This is a genomic window from Stenotrophomonas sp. YJH_SMC_127, assembly GCF_059372445.1.
The window spans coordinates 773,168-798,515 of the sequence record NZ_JCAFVO010000001.1 but is presented as its reverse complement, the minus strand read 5'-3'; the positions used below and the strand labels follow the sequence as shown (position 1 = coordinate 798,515).

Annotated in this window: 17 protein-coding genes; 15 read left to right on the top strand and 2 right to left on the bottom strand. The window is 66.1% G+C overall.

Going from position 1 to position 25,348, the window contains the following annotated elements:
- Positions 1–29 precede the first annotated feature (29 nt).
- The 15 genes from gmk (at position 30) to AC5QAB_RS03485 (ending at position 21,785) form a co-directional block, all read left to right on the top strand.
- On the top strand, positions 30–695 hold the full coding sequence (gmk, locus tag AC5QAB_RS03555) for a guanylate kinase (protein ID WP_032956072.1): 666 nt from the start codon (positions 30–32) through the stop codon (positions 693–695).
- A gap of 110 nt (positions 696–805) precedes the next feature.
- A complete protein-coding gene (gene rpoZ, locus AC5QAB_RS03550) occupies positions 806–1,105 on the top strand; it encodes a DNA-directed RNA polymerase subunit omega (protein WP_005410877.1) in 300 nt (99 codons plus the stop codon).
- Between the two features lie 106 nt (positions 1,106–1,211).
- Complete coding sequence (locus tag AC5QAB_RS03545; protein ID WP_005418955.1) at positions 1,212–3,374, top strand: RelA/SpoT family protein; 2,163 nt, start codon at positions 1,212–1,214, stop codon at positions 3,372–3,374.
- 149 nt (positions 3,375–3,523) lie between these two features.
- Entirely contained in the window at positions 3,524–3,910 is a 387-nt protein-coding gene (locus AC5QAB_RS03540) for a RidA family protein (protein ID WP_005418954.1), read from the top strand.
- 7 nt (positions 3,911–3,917) lie between these two features.
- A complete protein-coding gene (gene recG / locus AC5QAB_RS03535) occupies positions 3,918–6,029 on the top strand; it encodes an ATP-dependent DNA helicase RecG (protein ID WP_197562146.1) in 2,112 nt (703 codons plus the stop codon).
- Positions 6,030–6,352: 323 nt separating this feature from the next.
- Positions 6,353–7,291, top strand: coding sequence for a nucleoside hydrolase (locus tag AC5QAB_RS03530; RefSeq protein ID WP_049465719.1), 939 nt, complete (start codon positions 6,353–6,355; stop codon positions 7,289–7,291).
- A gap of 88 nt (positions 7,292–7,379) precedes the next feature.
- The gene (locus AC5QAB_RS03525) at positions 7,380–7,622 is read left to right on the top strand and encodes a type B 50S ribosomal protein L31 (RefSeq protein ID WP_005410871.1); all 243 of its coding nucleotides are present in this window, start codon (positions 7,380–7,382) and stop codon (positions 7,620–7,622) included.
- A gap of 296 nt (positions 7,623–7,918) precedes the next feature.
- Positions 7,919–9,196, top strand: coding sequence for a citrate synthase (locus AC5QAB_RS03520; protein ID WP_014038331.1), 1,278 nt, complete (start codon positions 7,919–7,921; stop codon positions 9,194–9,196).
- 292 nt (positions 9,197–9,488) lie between these two features.
- On the top strand, positions 9,489–10,577 hold the full coding sequence (locus AC5QAB_RS03515; protein WP_197561502.1) for a hypothetical protein: 1,089 nt from the start codon (positions 9,489–9,491) through the stop codon (positions 10,575–10,577).
- A gap of 376 nt (positions 10,578–10,953) precedes the next feature.
- Positions 10,954–11,460 carry a CS1 type fimbrial major subunit gene (locus AC5QAB_RS03510; protein WP_046984294.1) on the top strand — a complete coding sequence of 169 codons (507 nt, stop codon included), beginning with the start codon at positions 10,954–10,956 and terminating at the stop codon, positions 11,458–11,460.
- A 49-nt stretch (positions 11,461–11,509) separates the two neighbouring features.
- Positions 11,510–14,233 (top strand): TcfC E-set like domain-containing protein, encoded by a 2,724-nt coding sequence (locus AC5QAB_RS03505; RefSeq protein WP_197561501.1) that lies wholly within the window; start codon positions 11,510–11,512, stop codon positions 14,231–14,233.
- Between the two features lie 20 nt (positions 14,234–14,253).
- The gene (locus AC5QAB_RS03500) at positions 14,254–15,363 is read left to right on the top strand and encodes a CblD like pilus biogenesis initiator family protein (protein ID WP_197561503.1); all 1,110 of its coding nucleotides are present in this window, start codon (positions 14,254–14,256) and stop codon (positions 15,361–15,363) included.
- A gap of 19 nt (positions 15,364–15,382) precedes the next feature.
- Positions 15,383–16,081 (top strand): pilus assembly protein, encoded by a 699-nt coding sequence (locus tag AC5QAB_RS03495; protein ID WP_105164584.1) that lies wholly within the window; start codon positions 15,383–15,385, stop codon positions 16,079–16,081.
- Between the two features lie 67 nt (positions 16,082–16,148).
- The gene (locus AC5QAB_RS03490) at positions 16,149–20,972 is read left to right on the top strand and encodes an ESPR-type extended signal peptide-containing protein (protein WP_495233159.1); all 4,824 of its coding nucleotides are present in this window, start codon (positions 16,149–16,151) and stop codon (positions 20,970–20,972) included.
- A 69-nt stretch (positions 20,973–21,041) separates the two neighbouring features.
- Positions 21,042–21,785 carry a hypothetical protein gene (locus AC5QAB_RS03485; RefSeq protein WP_197561499.1) on the top strand — a complete coding sequence of 248 codons (744 nt, stop codon included), beginning with the start codon at positions 21,042–21,044 and terminating at the stop codon, positions 21,783–21,785.
- Positions 21,786–21,921: 136 nt separating this feature from the next.
- Here the strand turns inward: AC5QAB_RS03485 and AC5QAB_RS03480 are convergent, their stop codons facing one another.
- Together AC5QAB_RS03480 and AC5QAB_RS03475 are read right to left on the bottom strand one after the other, a co-directional pair.
- Positions 21,922–22,566 (bottom strand): hypothetical protein, encoded by a 645-nt coding sequence (locus AC5QAB_RS03480; protein WP_495233158.1) that lies wholly within the window; start codon positions 22,564–22,566, stop codon positions 21,922–21,924.
- Between the two features lie 182 nt (positions 22,567–22,748).
- Positions 22,749–25,172: a PBP1A family penicillin-binding protein gene (locus tag AC5QAB_RS03475; RefSeq protein ID WP_197561497.1), complete on the bottom strand. Its 2,424-nt coding sequence runs from the start codon at positions 25,170–25,172 to the stop codon at positions 22,749–22,751.
- Positions 25,173–25,348: the final 176 nt, after the last annotated feature.

The window sequence follows — 25,348 nt, the reverse complement described above, 5'->3', positions numbered from 1 at the left end:
TTGCGAAATCAACCAGTTGGGTTCCGCGCATGAGCGCCCCGTCGAAGCCGTCGGACGCCGTTGCGCGCGGCACGCTGTACATCGTTGCCGCCCCCTCCGGCGCCGGCAAGAGCAGCATCGTCAATGCCACCCTGGCGCGTGACCCGCAGATCGCGCTGTCGATCTCCTTCACCTCGCGCGCGATGCGCCCGGGGGAAGTGAACGGCCAGCACTACCATTTCGTCTCTGCGGAAAGGTTCGAAGAAATGATCGCCGCCGGCGACTTCTTCGAGCATGCGTGGGTGCACGGCGACTGGAAGGGCACGGCCCGGCAGTCGGTGGAGCCGCAGCTGGCCGCCGGCCAGGACGTGCTGCTGGAAATCGACTGGCAGGGCGCGCAGCAGGTGCGCCAGCTGGTGCCGGGCACGGTCACCGTGTTCATCCTGCCGCCGTCCAAGCAGGCCCTGCAGGATCGCATGCGCAAGCGCGGCCAGGACAGCGAGGCGGTCATCGCCCAGCGCCTGGGCGCGGCGCGCGATGAAATGCTGCACTTCAACGAGTTCGACTACGTCATCGTCAACGAGGTGTTCGACACCGCCGTGGACGAGTTGTGCGCCATCTTCACCGCCAGCCGCCTGCGCCGGGAGGCCCAGAAGGTCCGCCACGCCGGCCTGATCCAGGCCCTGCTGACTCCCGATCCGGGCGCAACTGACTGATTCCAAAAGAATCGGGTAGGGGTTGGCTTGATTTTGTCCAGCCCCTGCCAGTACACTCCGTCCCCTTTCCCTCATTCGACTGAGCGGCCGACCGGTCGCCGGGAGCCCGTATGGCCCGCATCACCGTAGAAGATTGCCTGGAAGTCGTTAACAACCGTTTCGAACTGGTCATGATGGCATCCAAGCGTGCCCGCCAGCTCGCCAACGGCGTGCAGGCCACGCTGGACAACAGCGAGACCGAGGACAAGCCGACCGTGCTGGCGCTGCGCGAAATCGCCGCCCGCAAGATCGACAACGCGCTGATCGACGAAGTCGAGAAGGCCGAGCGTGAGCGCGCCGAGCGCGAAGCGCTGGAGTGGGCTGCCGCCGAAGTGGTCGCTGACGAAGACATGTCCAAGAACGACGATTGATCGCATCGATCAACGTAATCGTTGGATACACCGAACAGCCCGCCCCGTGCGGGCTGTTTCGCATTCAGGATTTGCCGTAAACGTCGCGCTGGAATAGGCTGCGGGCATGAACCCAGGCCCCACTGCCAAGGTCGCCGCAGCCCCCACTGCCGCCGTACCCGACTACGTCCTCCAGCTTGAACGCGCCGCCCATTACCTGCCGCCGGAACAGCTGCCGCTGTTGCGCCGTGCCTGGGAAGTCGGAGCCTCCGCGCACGCTGGGCAGACGCGCAAGTCGGGTGAGCCCTATATCACCCACCCGGTGGCGGTGGCCCAGGTGCTGGCCGAGCTCGGCCTGGACGTGGAAGCGCTGATCGCCGCGATCCTGCACGACACCATCGAAGACACGCCGCTGACCCGCGAGGCGCTGGCCGCCGAGTTCGGCGAAGCCGTGGCCGAACTGGTCGACGGCGTCACCAAGCTGGACAAGCTGAAGTTCCGCGACCGTCAGGAGGCGGCCGCCGAGAGCTTCCGCAAGATGCTGCTGGCGATGTCGCGCGACCTGCGCGTGATCATGATCAAGCTGGCCGACCGCCTGCACAACATGCGCACGCTGGGTGCGCAGAGCCGCGAAGCGCGCGGCCGCATCGCCCGCGAGACGCTGGAGATCTACGCGCCCATCGCCCAGCGCCTGGGCATGAGCCTGGTCAAGAGCGAGCTGCAGAACCTCGGTTTCAAGGCGCTGTACCCGTGGCGCCACGCCATCATCGAGAAACACATCCGCAGCCAGCCGGTGGTGCGTCGCGAGGCGATGGCGCAGGTGGAAGTGCAGCTGTCGCAGCGCCTGGCCAAGGAGGGGATCGAGCATCGGCTGATCAGCCGCATCAAGACCCCGTGGAGCATCTACAACAAGATGCGCGACGAGAACAAATCCTTCGACCAGGTGATGGATGTGTTCGGCTTCCGCCTGGTCGTGCGCAGCGTGCCCAGCTGCTACCACGCGCTGGGTTCGGTGCATGCCACCTTCAAGCCGCTGGATGGCCGCTTCCGCGACTTCATCGCCATTCCCAAGGCCAACGGCTACCAGTCGCTGCACACGGTGCTGTTCGGGCCGTATGGCTCGCCGATCGAAGTGCAGATCCGTACCGAGGAAATGGACCTGATCGCCGAACGCGGCGTGGCCGCGCACTGGACCTACAAGTTCGGCGGCGATTCGCCCAACAGCGCACAGAGCCGTGCCCACGCGTGGATCGTCGAGCTGATCGACTCGCAGCGTGCCGCCGGTTCCTCGCTGGAGTTCCTGGACAACGTCAAGGTCGACCTGTTCCCGGACGAGGTCTACCTGTTCACCCCGAAGGGCAAGATCCTGGCCCTGCCGCGCAATTCCACCGCGCTCGATTTCGCCTACGCCGTGCATACCGACGTCGGCAACATGGCGGTGGCCTCGCGCGTGGACAAGAAACTGGTGCCGCTGCGCACCAAGCTGGTGTCGGGGCAGTCGGTGGAGATCATCACCGCACGCTCGGCCACGCCGAAACCGCAGTGGCTGGAATTCGTGGTTACCAGCAAGGCGCGCACCGCCATCCGCCACCAGCTCAAGCAGCTGGAGCACGAGGATGCCGTGCAGCTGGGCCACCGCATGCTCGACCGTGCGCTGGAGGCGATGGATTCGTCGCTGGAGCGGCTGCCGAAGGGGCGTCTGGATGCGTTCCTGGCCGAACACCGCTTCCCGCGCCTGGAAGCCCTGCTGGCCGAGGTCGCACTGGGCAACTGGATGCCGACCCAGGCCGCGCAGGCGCTGATGGCCTACGCCGAACTGCGTGGCGGCCCGCATTCGCGCCACCACTCGCAGGAAAAGATCCTGATCAACGGCAGCGAGCGTGGCGTGGTCACCTTCGCCGGCTGCTGCCAGCCGATTCCCGGCGACGAGATCATGGGCTACCACACCGCCGGCAAGGGCATCGTGGTGCACCGCATGGACTGCCCGAACCTGGCCGAGCTGCGCAAGTCGCCCGAGCGCTGGGTGCCGATCGGCTGGGACACCACCGTCTCCGGTGACTACGACACCTCGCTGGTGGTGGAAGTGGAGAACGGCACCGGCGTGCTGGCACAGCTGGCCGCTGCCATCGCGCAGAGCCACTCCAACATCGAGCGCGTGGACTACCTGGATCGCGATTTCAACGCCGCCGTGCTGGCGTTCAACATCCAGGTGCGCGACCGCAACCACCTGGCCGAAGTGATGCGCCGCCTGCGCCGCCTGTCGGTCGTGCAGTCGGTACGCCGCCAGTAGGTCCACGCCATGCGTGGATGACGTTCCGCGCACACGACATACGGGGTCGGATCCGTTTCCCGCCGGGAAACGGATCCGACCCCCAGCCGATGCCGCGCCCACCCGGTACAATCACCGCTCTGTTTTCCCCCAAAGCACCGGAGCGACCCATGTCCCGCCAGATCATCAACACCGAAAAGGCCCCCGCCGCCATCGGCCCGTACTCGCAGGCCGTGCGCGCCGGCAACACCGTGTACTTCTCCGGCCAGATCCCGCTTGACCCGGCCACCGGCGACATCGTCGGCGCTGGCGACGTCGAAGCGCAGGCCCGTCGCGCCTTCGACAACCTCAAGGCCGTGGCCGAAGCCGCCGGCGGCTCGCTGGACAAGGTCGTGCGTCTGGGCCTGTACCTGACCGACCTGGGCGAGTTCGCCAAGGTCAACGCGGTCATGCAGGACTACTTCCAGGCCCCGTACCCGGCCCGTTCCACCATCGAAGTCTCCGGCCTGCCGAAGGGCGCCAGCTTCGAGGTCGACGCGGTGATGGTCATCGACTGACCACCACGTGGCACGCAAGGCGGCGGTCACCCCGGTCCTGTCACCGTCCGGCGAAGCATCCCTGGCGATGCTCGCCGGCGTCGGTCCGGCCGTGGCCGCCAAACTGCAGGCGCGTGGCCTGGCCACCCTGCAGGATCTCTGGCTTCACCTGCCCCTGCGCTATGAAGACCGGACCCGGCTGACCCGCATCGAAGACCTGCGCAACGGCGTGCCGGCCCAGGTGGAAGGGCGGGTGGTCGCGGTAGAGCGCGGCATGCGCTACCGGCCGATGCTGAAAGTGGCGGTGGAAGACGAAGGGCAGGGCACCCTGGTGCTGCGCTTCTTCCATTTCCGCCAACAGCAGGTCGGCCAGTTCGCGGTCGGCAACCGGCTGCGCTGCTTCGGCACGCCCAAGCCCGGCCACCTCGGCCTGGAAATCGTCCATCCCAGTTACCAGGTGCTGGGGCGCAACGACAATCCTGAACTCGGCGACCGCCTCGACCCGGTGTACCCCATCATCGAAGGCGTCGGCCCGATGACCATGCGCAAGCTGATCGGCCAGGCGCTGGACCGCCTGCCCGAGGAAAGCGCGCTGGAACTGTTGCCCGGCGGCTGGCTCGATGGCCTCGGCCTGCCGTCGCTGCGCAGCGCGCTGCTGACCGTGCACCGGCCACCACCGGACGCCGACCTGGCCGCGCTGGCCGCCGGCACGCACCCGGCGCAGCGCCGCCTGGCGATGGAAGAACTGCTGGCCCACCACCTCAGCCTGCGCCGCCAGCGCATTGCCTTGCAGGCACACCACGCGCCGCCGCTGGCGGGCCCCGGCAAGCTGGCCAAGGCACTGCTGAAGCAGCTGCCGTTCGCCCTGACCGGTGCGCAGGCGCGCGTGTTCAAGCAGATCCGCGAAGACCTCGCGCGCCCCAGCCCGATGCTGCGCCTGGTGCAGGGCGATGTGGGTTCCGGCAAGACCGTGGTCGCTGCGCTGGCCGCGATGCTGGCGGTGGAGCAGGGCAAGCAGGTTGCGTTGGCCGCACCCACCGAACTGCTGGCCGAGCAGCACCTCAACAACCTGCGCGGCTGGCTGGAGCCGCTGGGCGTGCGCATCGCCTGGCTGGCCGGCAAGGTCACCGGCAAGGCACGCGCCAAGGTGATGGCGCAGGTCGCCAGCGGTGAAGCGCAGGTGGTGGTGGGTACCCACGCGCTGATGCAGGAGGCGGTGGTGTTCCAGGATCTGGCTCTGGCCATCGTCGACGAGCAGCACCGCTTCGGCGTGCACCAGCGCTTGGCGCTGCGCGACAAGGGCGCGGGTGGCAACAGCGTGCCGCACCAGCTGGTGATGACCGCCACGCCGATTCCGCGCACGCTGGCGATGTCCGAATACGCGGACCTGGATGTGTCGGCCATCGACGAGCTGCCGCCGGGCCGCACGCCGGTACAGACCGTCGCCCTCAACAATGACCGCCGCCCGGAGCTGATCGAGCGCATCGCGCTGGCCTGCCAGGAAGGGCGGCAGGTCTACTGGGTGTGCACGCTGATCGAGGAAAGCGAAGAGCTGGATGCCACTCCGGCGCAGGCCACCTACGAATCACTGCAGGCACTGCTGCCCGGCGTGCGCGTGGGGCTGGTGCACGGGCGGCTGAAAGCGGCCGAGAAGCTGGCGACGATGGTGGCCTTCAAGGCCGGCGAGATCGACCTGCTGGTCGCGACCACGGTCATCGAAGTGGGTGTGGACGTACCGAATGCTTCGCTGATGGTGATCGAGAACGCCGAGCGCCTCGGCCTGGCCCAGCTGCACCAGCTGCGCGGCCGCGTCGGCCGTGGTTCGGCGGTGTCGCGCTGCGTGCTGCTGTACCAGGCTCCGCTTTCGCAGATGGCGCGCGAGCGCCTGCAGACCATGCGCGAAACCAACGATGGGTTCGTCATCGCGGAGAAGGATCTGGAACTGCGCGGCCCCGGCGAGCTGCTGGGCACCCGCCAGACCGGCCTGGCCGGTTTCCGCATCGCCGACCTGGCCCGCGACGCCGGGCTGCTGCCCGGCGTGCACGCACTGGCCGAGCGCCTGCTGGAGCAGCAGCCTGCACTGGCCGATCGGGTGGTGCAGCGATGGATCGGCACCGCCGTGCGCTACGCCTCGGCGTAAGCACCCTGGGGTCAGAGCCCTTTGCGCAGCAATGGCCTCTGACCCCATTTCCGGCACGCTCATCCACGCACGGCGTGGATCTACTGTAGAGCCGAGCCCACGCTCGGCTGCCGTGCGCGCTGCGCGCGGGAGTCGAGCATGGCTCGACTCTACAGAGAGCTCTTCCCTGCCATCCGCGGGAAACCCGTTTTCGGCGTTGCTGTTGAAGTTGTCGGCCAGCGGCCGGCACTACCGCGGGTGCAGGTCGCAGCCCTGCCGCCCCCCATACTTGCAACGGTCATCATCCCGGTCCACACTTCGTTGCCGATCTGAAGACGGCAACGATGACCCACAAGATCCCCCTGTTGATCGACACCGACCCCGGTGTGGACGACGCCCTGGCCCTGCTGATGGCCTTTGCCGATGAACGGCATGACGTGGTCGCCCTGACCATCGCCGCCGGCAATGTCGGCCTGCAGTACACCGTCCGCAACGCCCTCAAGCTCTGCGACATCGTCGGCCGCACCGACGTGCCGGTGTTTGCCGGCAGCCCGGATCCGCTGCTGCATCCTTCCGTAGACGCTGCCCACGTGCATGGCCGTGATGGCTATGGCGACGTGGACCTGCCGCCGCCGAGCCGCCAGGCCGAAGCCGAGCATGCTGCGCTGGCCATCCTGCGCCTGTCGCACGTGCATGCCGGCGAACTGATGCTGGTGATGCTGGGCCCGCTGACCAACCTGGCACTGGCGCTGAAGCTGGACCCGACCCTGCCCCAGCGCATCAAGCGCATCGTGGTGATGGGCGGCGCAGTCACCTGTCACGGCAACATCACTCCGGCGGCCGAATTCAACATCGCCTTCGATCCGGAAGCTGCGCACGTGGTGTTCACCGCGTTCAAGCACCTGCTGGTGTCGGACTGGGAGGCCACTGTTGCCCACGGTCTGCCGCTGGAAGAAGCCGAGAAATGGCTGCAGGCCGATTCCGATCGCGCCCGCTTCTACGAGCTGATCTCGCGCAAGACTCGTGGCCTGTCCGAGGACAGCAAGGGCGGGCGCTGGTACACCGCCGACGCGGTGGCCATGGCCTGGGCACTGAACCCGGAAGGGCAGCTGCGGGTCGAGTCGCGTCCGCTGAACGTTGAGCTGAACGGCACGTTCAGCCGCGGCGCCACCATCGTCGACTGGAACCGCCAGACCGGCCAGCCGGACAACTGCGATCTGCTGATGGCCTACGACCAAGGGCGTTTCGAAGCCCTGGTGCGCCAGGCCCTGGGCGCGGACTGACGTCCGTTGCCCGGCACCGGTTGCCCCGAGCGGCAACCGGTGCTTATAATGCCGCTCTTGACCACCAGCCCATTTACGGTGTGAGCCCATGAAGGCCGATATCCATCCGAACTACCGCGACGTCGTCTTCCATGACGTCACCTCCGATTTCAAGATCCTGACCCGCTCCACCATGGCGACGAAGGAAACCATCCAGTGGGAAGACGGCAACGAATACCCGCTGGTCAAGGTTGAAATTTCCTCGGCTTCGCACCCGTTCTACACGGGCAAGCACAAGGTCATCGACACCTCGGGCCGCATCGACAAGTTCCAGAAGCGCTACGCGCGCTGATCTGTCGATCCAGCTTCGAACCGACGGCCGCGCTCTGCGCGGCCGTTTGTTTTTCCCCAACGCCAACCCAACGGGCGTTTGGATGGACAGAACACTGCGTTCGTGTGACAACGCTTTTGCCGATCCGGGCCGCTTGCTGGCCGGGTTCTGGCCGCCTGCCGTCTACGACTTCTGTCTAGCGCCGGGCAAATGCTGCTGTGCGATAATGGCATGATCCCCGGCACAGGCCGAGGACGTCATTCACGTGCCTGACCAATGCGCTTGGGCAGGCGCCTTCCCATGAAGGAGCGCACACAGTGTCCGATCTTGATCAGGTCACGCTCAACGCCGGCGATAAGTCCGTCGTTCTGCCCGTCATCAAACCCACCCTTGGCAACGACTGCGTCGACATCGCGAAGCTGACCAAGGAAACGGGGTTTTTCACCTACGATTCCGGCTTCACCGCGACGGCCAGCTGCAAATCCGCCATCACTTACATCGACGGCGACAAGGGCGTGCTGCTGTATCGCGGCTACCCGATCGAGCAGCTGTCGGAAAAGTCGAGCTACGTCGAAGTGGCCTACCTGCTGATCAACGGCGAGCGCCCGAGCGCCGAGCAGCTGAAGGCCTTCACCGATGAGCTGACTGCCGAAGCCAATGTCGACGACTCGATCAACACCCTGATCGGCAGCTTCGCCAAGGACGCCCACCCGATGGCCATACTGGCTGCTGCGATCGCGCAGCTGTCGGCCATCTACCACGACTCGCTGGACCTGTCCGACGCCGAACAGCGCCGCCAGGCCGCCGTGCGCCTGATCGCCAAGGTGCCGACCCTGTCGGCGCTGATCTACCGCCATGGCAAGGGCCTGCCCGCCAACAAGCCGGACACCTCGCTGGACTACGTCAGCCGCTTCCTGAAGCAGACCTTCGAGTCGGCTGACGGCCAGTACGATCTGAACCCGGACGTGGTCAAGGCGCTGGACCTGCTGTTCATCCTGCACGCCGACCACGAGCAGAACGCCTCGACCTCGACCGTGCGCCTGGTCGGTTCGACCGGTGCCAACCCGTACGCGTCGGTCGCCGCTGGCGTCACCGCGCTGTGGGGTCCGGCCCACGGCGGTGCCAACGAAGCCGTGCTGAAGATGCTGGAAGAGATCGGCAGCGCCGACAACGTCGAGTCCGCCGTGGTCAAGGCCAAGGACAAGACCTCCGGCTTCCGCCTGATGGGCTTCGGCCACCGCGTCTACAAGAACTTCGATCCGCGCGCCAAGGTCATCGGCGAGATGACCAGCAAGGTGCTCAAGCAGCTGGGCGTGCAGGATCCGCTGCTGGACGTGGCCGTGAAGCTGGAACAGGCCGCGCTCCAGGACGAGTACTTCGTCGCCCGCAAGCTGTACCCGAACGTCGATTTCTACAGCGGCATCATCTACAAGGCGCTGCAGATCCCGACCGAGATGTTCACCGTCATGTTCGCCCTCGGCCGCACCTCCGGCTGGGTCTCGCATTGGCTGGAACAGCAGGTCGACCCGGAAATGAAGATCGGCCGTCCGCGCCAGGTCTACACCGGCAGCGACGTGCGCGACTACCAGGGCTGATCTCCTGCCGTAGTTCGTGATGAAACGCCCCGCATCCGCGGGGCGTTTTTTTTTGCGCGGACCTGGTAGGTGCGGACCGTTGGTCCGCACGATTTCGGCGCCCGCGAAAAATCATCCACGCATGGCGTGGATCTACCACCGCATCCGCCTTCGGTAGGTGCCAACCTTGGTTGGCACGCGCTTCACCGCGCCAAGACCGCGTGATTCAAGGGTCTCGCCAGCTTCACAACCGCTCGCGCAGCCTCAGGACACCAACTGCATCCGCAGCACCTGAAATGGAGCATCCATCCCGATGAGTACCCGATTCGACCCACCCGAGCGCGGCCCGCTCGGCCCAGACGTCGCCACTGTCGTCACCGCCCCCATCGTCGCCCCTCCCAGCGAAAGCGCCGTGTCCTGGGGCGCGATCTTCGCCGGCGCCGCCGCTGCCGCTGCACTCTCCCTCATCCTGCTGATTCTCGGCGTGGGCCTTGGTCTGTCATCGGTGTCACCGTGGTCGTTCGAAGGCGTCAGCAAGGAAACCTTCGGCTGGTCCAGCATCATCTGGCTCACCTTCACCGCGCTGGCCGCTTCCGGCCTGGGCGGTTATCTGGCCGGTCGCCTGCGCACCAAGTGGACGCAGATCCACGGCGATGAAACCTACTTCCGCGATACCGCGCACGGCTTCGTGTCCTGGGCCGTGGCCACCCTGCTCACTGCTGGCCTGTTGACCTCGGCCATCGGTGGCGTGCTGGGCGCTGGCGCAAAGGTTGCCGGCGCCACTGCAGGCGCCGCTGCATCCACGGCCGGCGTTGCCGCCGCGGGTGCCGGTAGCGCCGCTGCGGCCGCACCGGAAGGCGACCTCAACTATTGGGTGGACTCGCTGTTCCGCAACGCCACCCATGCAGACCCCGCAGCTGCGAGCGCGCCGCCGGCCCCGGGCGCCGCCGACGCTACGCCGGGCGTGCCGCCCATGGGCCCGGCCACGCCTTCCCCGGTCGCCAGCGTCGGCCCACGTGACGCCCGCACGGCCCCGCCGCCGCGCCCGATGTTGGGCAATGGCCCGATGGGTGACCGCCGCGAACTCCGTGCCGAAGTGAACCGCATCATCGTCAACAGTCTGCAGGGCGATGGCCTGGATCCGGCCGATACCCAGTACCTGTCGCAGCTGATCGCGCGCGAGACGGGCATGAGCCAGGCTGAAGCGCAGGCCCGTGTGACCGACGTGCAGACCCGCATGCGTGCTGCGCTGGAAAAGGCCAAGAACACCGCCAAGCAAGCTGCCGACGATGCGCGCAAGGCCACGGCCTATGCCGCACTGTGGCTGTTCATCACCCTGCTGATCGGCGCGTTCTTCGCCAGCCTCAGCGCCACCTGGGGCGGCCGTCGCCGCGACCTGTAACCCCATCTGATGCAAGGAGACCTGCCATGAAAACGCTTCTGCTCTGGTTCCTGGGTGTGCCGATTCCGCTGTTGATCCTGTACGCGATCTTCTTCTAGGCACCGCACCGTTCATCGCATCAGGCCGCCGAAAGGCGGCCTGATGCATTTTGGCGTCAGTGCAATGAGGGTTGTTGCAAAGGACTGGTGAGGACAATTGCATAGCCCTCAAACATTGAACGCCTTCAAGGAATCTCCTTAACACGCATCTATTTAGGAAAGCTTGAATGGCCGCAGGGTAGGGCGCTGCCTACCATTCTCTCCGTCGCCCGCCCCCACGCAGGCGGGTGATGCCTCCGCACTGGAGGCCTCATATCCCACCGTCCGAGAGAGACACCATGAACTCCATCCTGAAGAAGGCCGCGCTCGCTGCAGCGCTGGCTACCGTTTCGCTGTCCGCCAATGCATTTGACGCCGACATCAAGGTCTGGGCCAACGTCGATCCGACCCTGGCCCTGCTCAAGGCCGATGGCACGGCGCTGGATTCGGTGGTCAACATGGTCCACAACCCGGTCAGTGGCCTGGTGCCCTGGTCGCAGCAGGTGCGCATCTACTCCAACGATGAAAGCAAGGACATCGAAGTGCGTGTTGGCAGCACCCCGCAGCTGCTCAACACCGATGGTGGCGGTACGCCGGTGCCGCTGACCGTCAGCCTCAACGGCAGGGCGCTGACCGTGGCGGCGCAGGATTTCACTGCATCCGATCTGTTCGATGGCGCCATGCCCGGTGCGTCGATCCCGATGGCGCTGCGTATCGCGCAGACCAGCCCGGCGCCGATCACCCGCGGTGGCCGCTACGAAGGCATCGTCACCATCGCCATGCAGCAGAAGACCACCAGCCCGTAAGGCACCCGCGCCGGCCCGCTTGCCGGGCCGGCTGCTTCCGGTAATCCCCATGAATGCTCCCGCACCCGCCGTCACCCGGCTGGCGGTCGCGCTCGCCCTGTCGCTGGCCACACCCCTGGTCGCGGCGCGCGGCGTTCCCGCCGGTTTCGAGGATCTGGTCGAAGGCCAGACCGAACAACTGGAGATCCGTCTGTTCGGTCGTTCGACCGGGCTGGTGCCGGTGCGCGTGACCCTGGAACACGTGCAGCTGGAAACCCCGGCCGAGGCGCTGCAGGCATTGCAGCTGTCCGCCGAAGCGCAGGCAGCGCTGCTGCCGGCGTTGTCGAAGCCGCTGCCGCGCAACAGTCATCTGGCATGCCGTTACGGCGGTGCCAGTGCCGGTTGCGGGTACATCGATCCTCCCCAGGAGCCCACTGCCGTGCGCGCGCTGTATGACGAAGGCGAGGGCGCTGTGCGCCTGTTTGTCGCCCGCCAATGGATCCCCGGCGAGCCGGCCGCCGAGCGCTACCACCAGGTCAGTGCCAATGCCGAGAACGCCTTCCTGCACCAGCACACCTTCAATGTCAGCGGTGGCCGCGGCTACCAGGCGCTGGCCGCGCAGGGCATGGGTGCACTGGGCGTGTTCCAGCGCGGGCACCTGTCCGCCGACTGGACCTTCAGCCAGCAGCACTACCGCGGCGGTCTTGCCAGCCGCCGTTTCCAGCTCGACAACGCCTACTACCGCCATGACCTGGGCCAGCAGCACTACCTGCAGGCCGGGCGCATGGACCGCCGCAACCTGAGCAGCCCGCAGGGCGGCACCTTCAGTTTCAGCATGCTGCCGATGGATCGCTTCCAGGGCCTGCGGCTGGGCACCACGCAGGCCTACGTGGACTCCGCCGCCGCCGTGCAGGCCACGCCGCTCACCGTGCTGCTGGCGCGCGATGCGCGTGTGGATGCGTTCGATGGCGAGCGCCTGTTGCAGACCTTCTACCTGCAGGCAGGCATCAACCAGCTCGATACGCGCCGGTTCCCCATGGGCAACTACACCGTCAGCCTGCGCATCTACGAAGACGGCGTGCTGGTACGCAACGAGGACGCGCCGTTCGACAAGGGCGGTGACTGGACCGACAGCAGCGTGCAGTGGTTCCTGCAGGGCGGCCGCCGCAACGAGCGCCGCAGCGACCGCTTCAACGACGAACTGGCGGCCATGGGCGGTCTGCGCGTGCCGATGGGGCGCAACGTGGCCATGACCGCTGGCATCGCCGATCTGGGCGGTTTCAGCTACGGCGAACTGCGGGTGGACCTGCGCCATGTGTTTGCCACCCAGGAAGTCCGCGCCACCTTCAGTGGCATGCACGGCAGCGATGGCAGCCGTGGCCAGCAGCATCAGCTTTCCTACCGTCGCCGTGCTTCGTGGAATGTGTACCACCAGCGCATGCGCGGCCGTGCCTGCCAGTTCGAGGATGACGCGCGCGACCGGCTGGGCTGCGCCGATTCGCTCAGCGCCTCGATGGCGCTGCCGGTGGCCGGCGGCAACGCCTACGTGGCCTATACGCGCCGCCAGACCTGGCGTGCAGGCACCGTGCGGCCGGGGCTGGATGATGATCCGCTGGCCGGACTTGACCCGCTGCTGCCGCCGTGGATGCCACAGCCCACGCGCATACCGCAGCTCAGCCGCACCTGGCAGGCCAGCTACAGCCGCAGCCAGCGCTGGGGCGAGTTCAGTGTCTCCAGCCGCATCGGCGTGTGGCAGCAGACCAGCGGCGGTGGGCTGCGCGACGGCCGTGACCGCGGCATCTACCTCAATTTCAGCCTCAACCGCCTGCAGCACGATGACCGCGGCAGTTCGCAGCGACGCTATGGCGTGGACGTGCGGCAACCACAGCATGCGCGCCCGGACATCAACTACAGCGCCGGGCAGACGCTGCGCCAGGAATACGAGGATCAGTACCGCGAGGTATCCGGCGAACTGCGCGGCAACAACAACGAGCGCTACAGCGCCACGCTGAGTACCCAGCTGCAGAACCGCATCGGCCAGACCGGTGCCACGGTGTCGCGCTACCAGCACCAGGGTGGCAACGAAGTGGCGTACAGCGCCACGCACAGTTCCGGCCTGGCCATCGGCAAGCGCGGCGTGTACTGGGGCGCTGGCGTTGGCGCCGACGCGGGGCTGGCGGTGCAGGTGGATGACACCGACGACCTGGACCTGAGCGGCGTTGCCGCCGAGCTGCAGGTGGGCGGGCTGCGCCGGCAGCGACTGAAGCTGGGCGAGCGCCGGCTGCTGCCGATTTCCGCCTACCAGTCGCACCGCGCTGAAGTGCAGGACGCCAGCGCCTTGGACAGCATCGCCGCCGTGCGCGTGAGCGGTGTGGGCGGCGCGCGTCCGTTGTTCCTGCCACCGGGCCGGCTGGTGCGCATGCCGGTGCCGATTGAAGTGACCTACACCTTCATCGGCAACGCCCAGGACATCGCCGGCGCACCGCTGCGCGGTGCCCGCATTCTCAACGCGCCGGTGCCCGGCACCGGCAGCAACGGAGGTTTCGTGGCCGACTTCCCACGACGCGAGAAGACCCTGTACCTGCTGCAGGACGACCGGTTGCTGCACTGCCCGCTGCAGGTGCGCGAGCGCCGCAGCGTGGTGATGCTGGTCGGCGCCGTGCAGTGCGAACCGCTGGCCGTGGCCCAGCTGCCCGCCGACATCCGCCACCAGGCACGGGTGACGCGGCTGCTGCAGGAGCAGGCGCTGATTGCCGCCACGCCACAGACCGCAGCAGCGGGAGGTGCGAAGTGAGCCGGCGCGTGTGGTGGGTGATGGCGGTGATGTGTGCGATGGTGGTGTTGGTGCCGCGGGCGAAGGCGCAACAGCCGCCGGAGACCGACCCCAGCCCGATAGTCCAGCAGGTCACCCGCGCATGGGATCGATCATCCATGCCCGGTGATCTCGAGATTTGGCCAGACCGGACTGTTCTGGGCTTCAGTCGCGACGTCTCCCGCAAGCTCGGACAAATACACCTGACCTGCCGATCTAACATCGACCCGTCGCAAGGCAGCTGCAATATCTCTGGCGATGAGAGTGTTTCATTCAGGCCGTCAGACATCGTACTTCGGATGGTCGAACAGCGATCTGGTCTTCCAACAGAAGTGAGGTTGAACGGATGGCTACGACGGATTGTGTCCGGTCGCGCATGCTCTGGCGATTTCTGGACCCCACACGTGTATCCGCTTTACTCGGCTGCTTGGGACCAGTGCAATGTTGATTCCCCACTAGGTACCGGGGTGAGGCTTGTACTTCCCCAAGAAGAACTGAGCCGATTGGTCGCCGGCCACTGGCGGGGCGAACTCCTCCTCGATCTCAGAGTGGATCCAAAACAGGCCGCAGTGCTCACCAACACGGTCTCCTTCGACTTTACCATCACCGACCACAACGCGGTCTCCATCTACTTCCCGCTTTTCGACCAAGTCACCCCGCACGTCGGCCTGAACCTGCAGTACGACCCGATCGCGCAGACCGTCGGCGGCCGTACCCAGCTCGACATGTGCCTGTACGACGGACTCGGTTCGCAGAGCAGCTACCTGGGCGTCACCGTGCGCGACAGCGGCACGCAACCTCCCGGGCCCTCGGGCTACTCGGTATGGCACGTCGATGGCGGCAGCGATGCCAGCCAGCGCGTGGACTACACCGTCACCCTGGATCACAACGGCAGTGCAGTGCCCCTGCCCAACGGCGTGGAACAGCTGCTGCACGGCATCGACAGCGCGCGGCTGCGCTTGGTGTTGCTGCCCGGCATGACGCAGCCGGTGTTCTGCGTGCCTACGCCATTGACGCTGGAAACACCGCGCGTGCCGGTCAGCACCAAGCGCCCCGGCTACTACAGCGGCGATCTCAAGGTGGAACTACGTGTTCCCACCGTCACGCCCTGAACCCCACATGGAGTCCCCGATGAAACCCCTAGTCCGCTGCCTGCTGCCGCTGTCACTGCTGATGGCGTTGCCTGCCCATGCCAATCTCACCGTGCACCCCATGCGTACGTCGGTAGACGCGAAGAAAGGCGCACAGATACGCATCTACTCGCAGTCCACCCAACCGCAGTACGTGCAGGCATCGATCAAGCGCATCGTCGACCCGGCGGGGGCAGGTGAACAGGAGGTTGAGGTGGAGCCGAATGAGGCCGCAATCGCCATCACGCCGGGAAAGTTCGCCCTGGCCGGTGGCGGCAACCGGCTGATCCGTGTGATTCCGCTGCAGCCAGTCGAAAAGGAAACGGCATACCGCGTGTACTTCGAGGGCGTGCGCGGCCCCGAACGTGCAGACCCGGCAGGCGAGGGTGAGAAGGCCCAGGCCAATGTCGGCGTCAGCCTGGTCTGGGGCGCGCTGGTCAATGTACTGCCCGCGCAATCGACGATGGACGTGCAGGTGGAGGGAAATCAGCTGCGCAACACCGGCACGGTACGCGTGGGCATCACCAGTATCGCTGACTGCGATGGCGCGCGCTGCACCGCGCATGACGTCTCGCGCAGCCTGTACCCCGGCAGCGCGCTGGAACTGCCATTTCCCCTGCAGCCGGGCCACACGCTGCAGCTGCGCTATCGGCTGACCCGCGATGGCTATCGCGAGCACGTGCACAACGTCGCGCTCTGAGTGCATCTCACCGCTGCGACCTTACACCGCAGCGGTTCCTTCTGTTCCGTTTGTTAAGGAGAATCCCTTGAACAAGATCTATCGACGACTCTGGTCCGCCGCCCGCCAATGCTGGGTGGTTGCAAGTGAACTTGCCACAGCCCGCGGCACGCGCAGGCACACGTCGCGTGGCCCCGGACTGGCGCTGATGCTGGCCATGCTGCCGGCATCGGTCATGGCAGCCACAGCGGGTCATTCCGATACAAGCGCTGATGAGTGGACGGAAGATGCCCTCTACGCTGCCTTTGGCCCGTTCAACACAAGCGCCATGCTTGCGCACGAAGATGCCGCCATCGCTCCCAGCGGGCGAGCGTTCTCGCGCGCGAACGCGCTTCCGCTGGCCTACAGCGATTTCGTCCAGCTCGGTTCGTACGCCGGTGCCCGTGACAGGGCGGTCGCGGTCGGTGTATGGGCATTCTCCAACAGCTACGGCGCGGCACTCGGTTACCAGGCCAATGCCAATGGGCAATACGCGACCGCGCTTGGGCACAAGTCGGTCGCTTGGGAGCTCGGCGGAGTCGCGGTGGGCAACGATGCGAAGTCATACGCGCATAACGCGGTCGCACTGGGAAGTGGTGCGCTAGCTTCCGGACGCAATTCCGTCGTACTGGGGGCTGACTCCAACGACTACGGCGACAATCAGGTGTCGGTCGGTAACGGCAGCATGCGGCGCAAAATCGTATACCTTGCCGACGGTGCGGTCGACGCCAACAGCAGCGATGCAGTGACCGGCAGGCAGCTGCATGCTACCCAGCAGGCGCTGGCCAGCGTGAGCCAGAGTCAGAAGTTGCTGGCGACGGGGACCGCGGCGACCAATGCCAACGCTGCCCAAGCAGTGGGTAATCGTGCGCTTGCGATGGGCATTGGGTCAACGGCTGATGGCGATGATACCGTTGCGTTGGGCGGGGGCGCTCGCACAGCGTCCGGCTCGGGCATCTCCCGCATCGCCATCGGTGCAGGCGCCTTCGCGGGCACCAGCGGTTGGACGGGTGCCATCGCCTTGGGTGGGAGCGCCAGTTCCACGCATGACGGCGTTGCCATCGGCTATCAGGCCAAGACAAGCAGCAGCGGTACGGCCGCGCTTGGCCGCGGGGCAACGGCAACGCACGGAAACTCTGTTGCACTTGGTGCCAACTCTGTGACCTCCAGCGCCAATACGGTGTCGGTGGGCAGCAGCAGCAACAAGCGCAGGATCCAATACCTCGCCGATGGCGTGATTGCGGCGGGCAGTACCGACGCGATCACCGGCAACCAGTTGCACGCCACCAATGCGTCGGTGGCGGCCGCTGCGGCGGCGGCGAATGCAGCCAAGGCGGGCGTTGATGCGGTCAACAACCGACTCAACGCAGAAGCGCTGGCGCTGGGCAGCGGTGCGCTTGCTGAGTTCAATACCTATGGCATCAGCACCGCAGTCGGGCGCAACGCCAAGGGCTACAACGGCAAGAGCCTCGCACTGGGCGACGACGCGCGTTCCGGCGTGGACAAGGACGGGAACCGTGTTGCCAATGCCAATGCGGGCGTCTCGGTGGGGGCCATGTCACGCAGCGGCAATGGCGCTGTTGCGGCAGGGCTGCAGGCCAGCGCGGTAGGTGACCGTGCCATTGCCATCGGCCATGAGGCGTCGGCGGATGCAATTCATGCCACCGCCACCGGGTACCAGAGCAAGGCCAGCGCCGGCCAGTCCACGGCACTGGGCCGTGGTGCGCAGGCCAGTGCAGCCTTCGCAACGGCCGCGGGTAATCTGGCCAGGGCCTCGGCCGAGAGTGCCGTGGCCATTGGTGATCGCTCCGTAGCTCAGCACAAGGGATCGGTGGCGTTGGGTAACGGGTCGCAGACCAGTGACACCAATCAGATCTCCGTCGGCAGCAGCGCCATCAAGCGCAAGCTGGTCAATCTGGCTGACGGTGCGCTCAGTAGTTCCAGCACCGAGGCCGTGACCGGCAAGCAGCTCAACGCTACCAATGCCAATGTGACCACTGCACAGAATGCGGCCAATGCCGCGCAGACGGCGGCAACCGGCGCCAAGGCTACTGCGGACAATGCGCTGGGCAGGGCCACGGCGTTGAGTGGTCTGGTCAGCCAGGTATCGGCCACGGGCAATGTGCGCCTGGGCGCAGACAATGCGGGCACCGTGGTGGATGTGGCCAACAAGGACGGCGCGAAGCGGCGCGTCAACAACGTTGCCAACGGCGTGCTGAGCGGCACCAGTACCGATGTCGTGACCGGACAGCAGCTTCATGCCACCAACCAGTCTGTTTCCACGCAGGGTCAGTCGCTGGTACTGCACGGCCAGCAGCTGGCAACACACGAGCAGGCTCTGGTGGAGCAGGACAGGCGGGTCGCGACCAACCGCGCCGACATCGATCAGCTTCGTACGGACGTGGACAACTTCGACCCGGACCTGGATGGGGTGGTGAAGTTCAGTGCTGATCGCCTGCTTGTGGACATGGAAGGTGCGCGCGTATCGGGAGTGGCGGCAGGGGATGTCAGCTCTGCGGCCAGTACTGATGCGGTAAATGGTGGGCAGTTGTTTGTGGCCAACGAGCGTATAGCGGAGATTGAAAGCGCTGGGCGATTCCTGAGCATAGGAACTGACAGCCTCAGTGAGGCGGCAAGGTCGGGCTCTTTTGGTGTGGCCATTGGTGATTCCGCACAGGCAAGCACTGATCATGAGGGAGGAACGGCGGTCGGGGCCTTTGCTGTCGCGGGCGGTAAGAATTCTGTAGCCCTTGGCAGAGGGGCGCTTGTGGAGAATGGGGCAGAAGGCTCTTTTGCTCTAGGTACTGGCTCACGCGTAGCGGGAGTCGAGGCGACTGCGATTGGCGCGAACAGTAGAGCTGAACCAAGTGCTGTCAGAGCGGTCGCCGTAGGAGCTGGATCAGTCGCAAGGGAATCAGACACCGTTTCATTCGGCACTGATGTTTACCAGCGACGCTTGGTCAATGTCGGTCGGGGCATAGGGAAGGGGGACGTATCAACAATCGCGCAGCTCGAGGAGGCTCTTGCTGCATTAGGTGGCGGATCCGATCTGGACGGTAGTGGTTCAGTCATTGCTCCAACCTATAACGTGCAGGGCGGTACGCAGAATAATGTTGGTGAAGCCTTGGCTGTGCTCGATGGCGCAGTGATCAAGGCCGGCAGTCGCGTAGATGGCGTTGAAAGCCAGTTACGCGCGACGTTCCAACAGTCGCCATCAATCAGCACGGATGGAATCGGTCAACTGAACCTGGCTGGTGCGCAGGGGATGGTTCTGTCGAATCTCGCCGATGGGCGTATTGCCGCGGGTAGTCGTGATGCGGTGACCGGGAGTCAGCTGTATGCGGCGAAGCAGGACATTGCTCGCAACAGGAGTGATTTGGAAACTCTGCTCGATGCAAACGTATCCAGAGTTGCTCCTGCTGCGAAAGCAAACAGCGTGATCGACTTTGGCGGCGCAAAGCTTACAGGTGTGTCCGATGCAAAGCTGTCTGCCGAGAGCCGGGAAGTGGTAAACGGATCGCAGCTGCATGCAACAAATTCAAAGATCGAGAAAATGGAGGGCCACGCAGAGATGTTCGCGGTCGGTTCGGAAGTCAATAGGGAGCGTGCCGAGGCGGGAATCTACGGCGTTGCTGTGGGTAATGGAGCGCAGGCTTCGATGGGATCTGAAGGTGGGACGGCTGTTGGCAGCTACACGAGCGCACTCGGTAAGAACTCTGTTGCCTTGGGGCGTGGGGCGTATGTCAGTTCTTTCGCAGAAAATGGCTACGCACTCGGCGCAGGATCGAGCGTGGATCAGCGCAATGGAGTTGCATTGGGAAGTTATGCACTTGTCACGGAGGGCGCCATGGAGTCCGTCGCTCTCGGCGCATACTCTTTTGCTGGAGAAAGCCGAGTGGTTTCCTTTGGCAATGCGTCGCTCAAGCGAAGATTGACTAACGTCGCTAACGGCCGCAACACCAACGACGCCGCCACCATCGGCCAGCTCCGTGGCGCACTGTCTGCCCTCGGCGGCAACATAGACGCCAACGGCAACGCCACAAGCCCCGGCTTCAACGTCCAGGGCCAGCACCAGAACACCATCAGCGAAGCTCTCACCACGCTCGACTCGGCCGTAGTCACCGCCCACTCCCGTGTCGACAGTGTGGAAACCCAGCTCCGCTCGGTGGTCCAGGAATCTCCCTCCATCCGCAGCGACGGCACCGCCCAGCTCACCCTGGCGGGTGCCAACGGCATGGTCATCTCCAACGTCGCCAACGGCTTGATCGCCGCCGGCAGCCGCGAGGCGGTCAACGGTGGCCAGTTGCATGCCGCGCAGCAGCAGCTCAACGGTCGCATCGATGGCCTGGAGCAACGCGTGGACGGCCAGCCGCAGGCGCGTGCAATGGCTACGGCATCGGCGGCGCCGACCGAAGAGATCATGCCAAGCCCGGAAGCCAGCGGTTCGCCGCAGGTCGCTTCGGCAGGCGAGGGCGCTTCGACTGCATCGCAGCCGAAGGCGAGAAAGGATGACTCGCCCGCGCCCACGCCGCAGGTTGATACCGCCGAGCTGGAAAAGATGCTGGCCCGCGCCAACGAGTACACCGATGGTGCGATCAGCAACGTCGAGCGCCGCCTGGACAAGATGGACAAGCGCTTCAACCGCATGGCGGCGATGAGCAGTGCGCAGACGGCCATGGCCATGAACACGGCCGGCCTGGCCACCTACAACCGCCTGGGTGCGGGCGTGGGCTACGCCGAGGGCGAGTCGGCCATGGCGGTGGGCTACCAGCGCGTACTCAACGACAAGGGCTCAGCCACCTTCAGCCTAAATGGTGCCTTCACCAACAGCGGTGAACGCAGCATGGGCGTCGGTGTGGGCATCGGCTGGTAAGCCATGGAGCCCTGGCGTGACGCGCGTAATCCACCCCGTCGCGCCGGGGTCCTTGCCGAGGAGATGGCCATGTACCGATGGGTAAGCCGGTTCATCAGCTACCGCACGTTCTATCTGTGGCGGGCGCGGTACTTCTACTACACCCGCAATCTGGACAGCTGGGTGCTGTTCACCCTGCTGTGCCTGACCGGCATGGTGCTGGTGCTCTGGTACCACTGGCGGGTGGTGAGCGTCCCGCCGCCGCGCGTGCACCCGGAGGTGGCAGCGCTGCGCGTGGAGAACATCACCGGCGAGGCGATCCATCGCATCGTGCTGGTGCAGCATGGCGGCACCACGCCCGGCGAGCCGTTCACCACGCCGGAAGAAGTCCGGGCCGGTACGCTGCGCACGATGCGGGTGCGGGAGCTGCTGGACAGTTCGATGGTGTGGCAGCTGAAAGCTCACATGCTGGCCGACATGGCGTCGTACATCGAAGCCACGGGCAGCTGCTTCCCGTACCCGTGCTGGCAGCTGAAGCATCGGCTGTCGCTCCTCCGCGCAGCGGAGGCGGAAAACACCGCCATTAACGAGGCGCTGGCACCGGTGCTGGAGGTGCCGCTGGACAGGATGCCCAACCTCAACGGGGGGGAGCGCGCGCGGATACAGACGGCCTGGTCCGACACGTTCGGCGACGTCTACAACCAGACCTGGCTGTTGGCTGACCTGCAGGACATGCACGCCCGGATGATGGTGGAGTACCCACGGCGCGCGGGTGCGCCGTGGCTGGCACGCCTGCTGACCGGCGATGCCAAGGAGCCGCATGAGCTGCGGTAGGCGGGCTTGAGCCAGGCTCGACTGCTCTTCGGTCAGGTATCCGGACGCCTGAAGGACCGTGCGGACCAACGGTCCGCACCTACCAAAGGCGAGCGCGGACCAACGGTCCGCACCCACCAAGAGACCGTAGCTACCGTCACCCGCCGACGTACGCGGTGATCTCCGCCTCGGCCAGCACCTGCCGCAGCTGCGCCACCGACGCGCGCCGCATCGGCTTCTCATCCACCGGTGACAGCGGCGCCTGGCGCAGGGCGTCGTAGGGCAGCACGGCGAGGTCGAAGGTCAGCTCTTCGGCACTGAACACCCACACCGGCACGTCCAGGCAGCGTTCGCGGTCCATGCGCAGGCGGCGCGTCCGCGACTCGGCAGGAATGCCGTGTTCGTCCAGGAAGCGGTGCACGGCCTCCGGGTCGTCGCTGTGCAGGTGCAGCTGCACGGGGCTGTTGGCGTCGGCGGTGCCGTCCAGCACGGGACCGACCAGGCGCGGGGCGAAGCCGTGCAGGAACTCCAGCGCGCGCATCGCGGCTTCGCGGCGGCGCTGCAGTTCGTTGCCATGCTGGGGCCCGGAGAACAGCCGCTGGTACTCGCGCAGGGCGTCCTCGATCTCGGTGTTGCGGGGCAGGGAGGCATCGTCGTGGATGCCGAGCCGGCTGGCGGCCTTCAACTTGGCCTGGTGGTAGTCGCGGATGCCGCCTTCGGCCATCAGGCGGGCGGCTTCGTGGGCGAGGCGGTGGCGCCGCTCGCGGGTCTGGCTGGCAGCATGCTGACGGGCGCGATGCATGCGATGACTCCTGTTGCGACCTGACGACAGACTAGCGCACGGATGTGACATCCGCGTGGGTATGGCGGATGCAACCGCTCTGGTAGGTGCCGACCCTGGTCGGCACGGGGCGCCAACTAAGGTTGGCGTCTACCGGAGCCGCATCGGTGCCAATTGACCGTTGGCACCCACCAAACCGTTCCTCAGAAGATATCGAACGCGGCGGCGTCGGCCTGCGGCGTATTGAGGTTCAGGTCGTAGTCGGTCAGACGGTCCATGTCTTCCACCTTCACCCACTCGGTCGCGCCGTTGAGGGTAGCCTGGACCATGCCGCTGGGCGGCTCGTTCTGCGCGATCGGGGTGTCCTTCAGCGCGGTGCGCATGTAGTCGATCCAGATCGGCAGCGCCGCCTTGCCACCGTACTCGCGGTAGCCCAGCGAGCGGAAGTCGTCGCGGCCCACCCACACGGTGGTCACGTACGGGCCGCCGAAGCCGGAGAACCAGGCGTCGCGGTGGTCGTTGGTGGAGCCGGTCTTGCCGCCCACGTCCTCGCGGCCGAGCACCTTGGCCTGCACGCCGGTGCCGCGCTGGACCACGTCGCGCATCATCGACACCAGCTGGTAGGCGGTACGGGCGTCGATCGCGCGCGGGGCGGTACGGGCATCGGGGTTGGCCGGCGCGGCCGGGGTTTCGGTCTTGGCTTCGGCCTTGGCCGCAGCGGCCGGGTCCACCTTCGGGGCCGGGGCGCCGAAGTTGAAGCCGTCCACCACCTGGTTGACCGGCTGGTCGCTGCTGCCGGCGCAGTCGCGGCAGGCCAGCGCCGGGTTTTCCTTGAACACCAGGTTGCCGTCGCGGTCATTGACCTGGTCGATCAGCCAGGTATCCACGCGCGAGCCGCCATTGGCGAACACCGCGTAGCCACGGGCCACCGACAGCGGGGTCAGCGAGGCGGTACCCAGCGACATCGACAGGTTCGGCGGCAGCTCCGATTCGGCAAAGCCAAACTCGCTGATGTACTTGCGTGCGTAGTCCACGCCCATGCCGTCGAGCAGGCGCACCGAGACCAGGTTGCGCGACTGCACCAGCGCCTCACGCAGGCGCATCGGGCCGCGGAAGCCGCCGCCGTCGTTCTGCGGGGCCCAGGTCTTGCCGCGGCGATCGCGGAACACGACGGGCGCGTCGAGCACGATCGAGGCCGGGTTGTAGCCCTTGTCGAAGGCAGCTGCGTAGACGAACGGCTTGAAGCTCGAACCCGGCTGGCGGCGGGCCTGGGTGGCGCGGTTGAACTTGTTGCCGGAGAAGCTGAAGCCACCCACCAGCGCCTTTAGCGCGCCGCTGTGGGCATCCAGCGAGACCAGCGCGGACTGGCCGCGCGGGATCTGGTCCAGCAGCCACTCGCCCTCCTTGGCACCGGCGCGCACGCGCACGATGTCGCCGCGCTGCACCAGCTTGCCCGGGGTCTTGTTGGTCCACTTGGCGGCACCGGCCGGCAGCACGATCTCGCTGCGGTTGGCCAGCACCACGGTGGCGCTGCCGTCGGCGCCGGTGCTGGCGACGATCGCCGGCAGCAGGCCGGCCTGGCCGTACATGCCGCGCAGGTGCTCGGCCAGGGCGGCGGCGTCTTCGCCAGCACCCACCTGCACCTGTTTCTCCACGCCGTGCCAGCCGTGGCGGTGGTCGTACAGCAGCAGGCCGTCGCGCACCGACTGGTTCGCGGCGGTCTGCAGGGTGGAGTCGATGGTAGTGGTGACGTGATAGCCCTTGTTGACCACGTCGCCGCCGAAGCGGGCGATCATCTCCTGGCGCACCAGCTCGGCCACGTACGGGGCATCGACCTGCACCGGCGGCTCATGCGCGGTGGCGTGCATCGGCACGGCCTTGGCCGCGTCGGCCTCGGCCTGGCTGACGAACTTCAGGTCGGCCATGCGCTGCAGCACGTAGTTGTCGCGGCGCTGGCGGGCACGCTCCGGGTTGGAGATCGGGTTGCCCGACGAGGGGAACTTGGGGATGCCGGCCAGCGAGGCCATCTCGTCCAGGTCCAGCTCGTTCAGTTTCTTGCCGTAATAGAACTCGGCGGCAGCGGCCACGCCGTAGGCGCGGTTGCCGAAGAAACTCTTGTTCAGGTACAGCTCGAAGATCTCGTCCTTGCTCAGCTCGGACTCGATCTTGCGCGCCAGCAGGATCTCGGCCAGCTTGCGGGTGTAGCTGTACTCGGAGCTGAGGAAGAACTGGCGGGCCACCTGCTGGGTGATGGTGGAGCCACCCGGCACGCGCTTGTCGCTGGTGGTGGCCAGCAGCCAGACCGCCCGGCCGATGCCCATGTAGTCCACGCCGCCGTGCTCGTAGAAGCGGGCGTCCTCGGTCGCCAGGAAGGCCTGCTTCAGCTTCTCCGGCACGTCCTTCATGGTGATCGGGGTACGCCGGGTCTCGCCGAACACCGCCATCAGCTTGCCATCGGCAGCATAGACGTACATCGGCTCCTGCATTTCCACGTCGCGCAGGGTCTGCACGTCGGGAAGCTTGGAGGAAACGGCATAGTACAGACCGCCCACGGCGGCCGCGCCGATCAGCGCCAGGACCAGGACAATCAGGAAGATCCAGCGCAGCCAGCGGCGGAGTCGAGTCATCGGGTTCAGATTCCGATTGCGAATTTCGTGGTCGCAGAGTATAGATTACGCAAGGTGCCGGCTGGGGTCGGCACCGGGGAGCGCAAGGGGAACAGTCAGGGGCTGCATGGTGAATCCGTGAAGGAATTCACAGCAGGGCCGTTGCCATTTGCTAAGAATACGTTATTAATGCTTGG

Excerpts from the sequence above, each read along its gene's own strand:
- gmk (WP_032956072.1), top strand. The coding sequence starts at position 30 with ATGAGCGCCCCGTCGAAGCCGTCGGACGCCGTTGCGCGCGGCACGCTG.
- rpoZ (WP_005410877.1), top strand. The coding sequence starts at position 806 with ATGGCCCGCATCACCGTAGAAGATTGCCTGGAAGTCGTTAACAACCGT.
- AC5QAB_RS03545 (WP_005418955.1), top strand. The coding sequence starts at position 1,212 with ATGAACCCAGGCCCCACTGCCAAGGTCGCCGCAGCCCCCACTGCCGCC.
- AC5QAB_RS03540 (WP_005418954.1), top strand. The coding sequence starts at position 3,524 with ATGTCCCGCCAGATCATCAACACCGAAAAGGCCCCCGCCGCCATCGGC.
- AC5QAB_RS03530 (WP_049465719.1), top strand. The coding sequence starts at position 6,353 with ATGACCCACAAGATCCCCCTGTTGATCGACACCGACCCCGGTGTGGAC.
- AC5QAB_RS03525 (WP_005410871.1), top strand. The coding sequence starts at position 7,380 with ATGAAGGCCGATATCCATCCGAACTACCGCGACGTCGTCTTCCATGAC.
- AC5QAB_RS03515 (WP_197561502.1), top strand. The coding sequence starts at position 9,489 with ATGAGTACCCGATTCGACCCACCCGAGCGCGGCCCGCTCGGCCCAGAC.
- AC5QAB_RS03510 (WP_046984294.1), top strand. The coding sequence starts at position 10,954 with ATGAACTCCATCCTGAAGAAGGCCGCGCTCGCTGCAGCGCTGGCTACC.
- AC5QAB_RS03505 (WP_197561501.1), top strand. The coding sequence starts at position 11,510 with ATGAATGCTCCCGCACCCGCCGTCACCCGGCTGGCGGTCGCGCTCGCC.
- AC5QAB_RS03500 (WP_197561503.1), top strand. The coding sequence starts at position 14,254 with ATGGCGGTGATGTGTGCGATGGTGGTGTTGGTGCCGCGGGCGAAGGCG.
- AC5QAB_RS03495 (WP_105164584.1), top strand. The coding sequence starts at position 15,383 with ATGAAACCCCTAGTCCGCTGCCTGCTGCCGCTGTCACTGCTGATGGCG.
- AC5QAB_RS03485 (WP_197561499.1), top strand. The coding sequence starts at position 21,042 with ATGTACCGATGGGTAAGCCGGTTCATCAGCTACCGCACGTTCTATCTG.
- AC5QAB_RS03480 (WP_495233158.1), bottom strand. The coding sequence starts at position 22,566 with ATGCATCGCGCCCGTCAGCATGCTGCCAGCCAGACCCGCGAGCGGCGC.
- AC5QAB_RS03475 (WP_197561497.1), bottom strand. The coding sequence starts at position 25,172 with ATGACTCGACTCCGCCGCTGGCTGCGCTGGATCTTCCTGATTGTCCTG.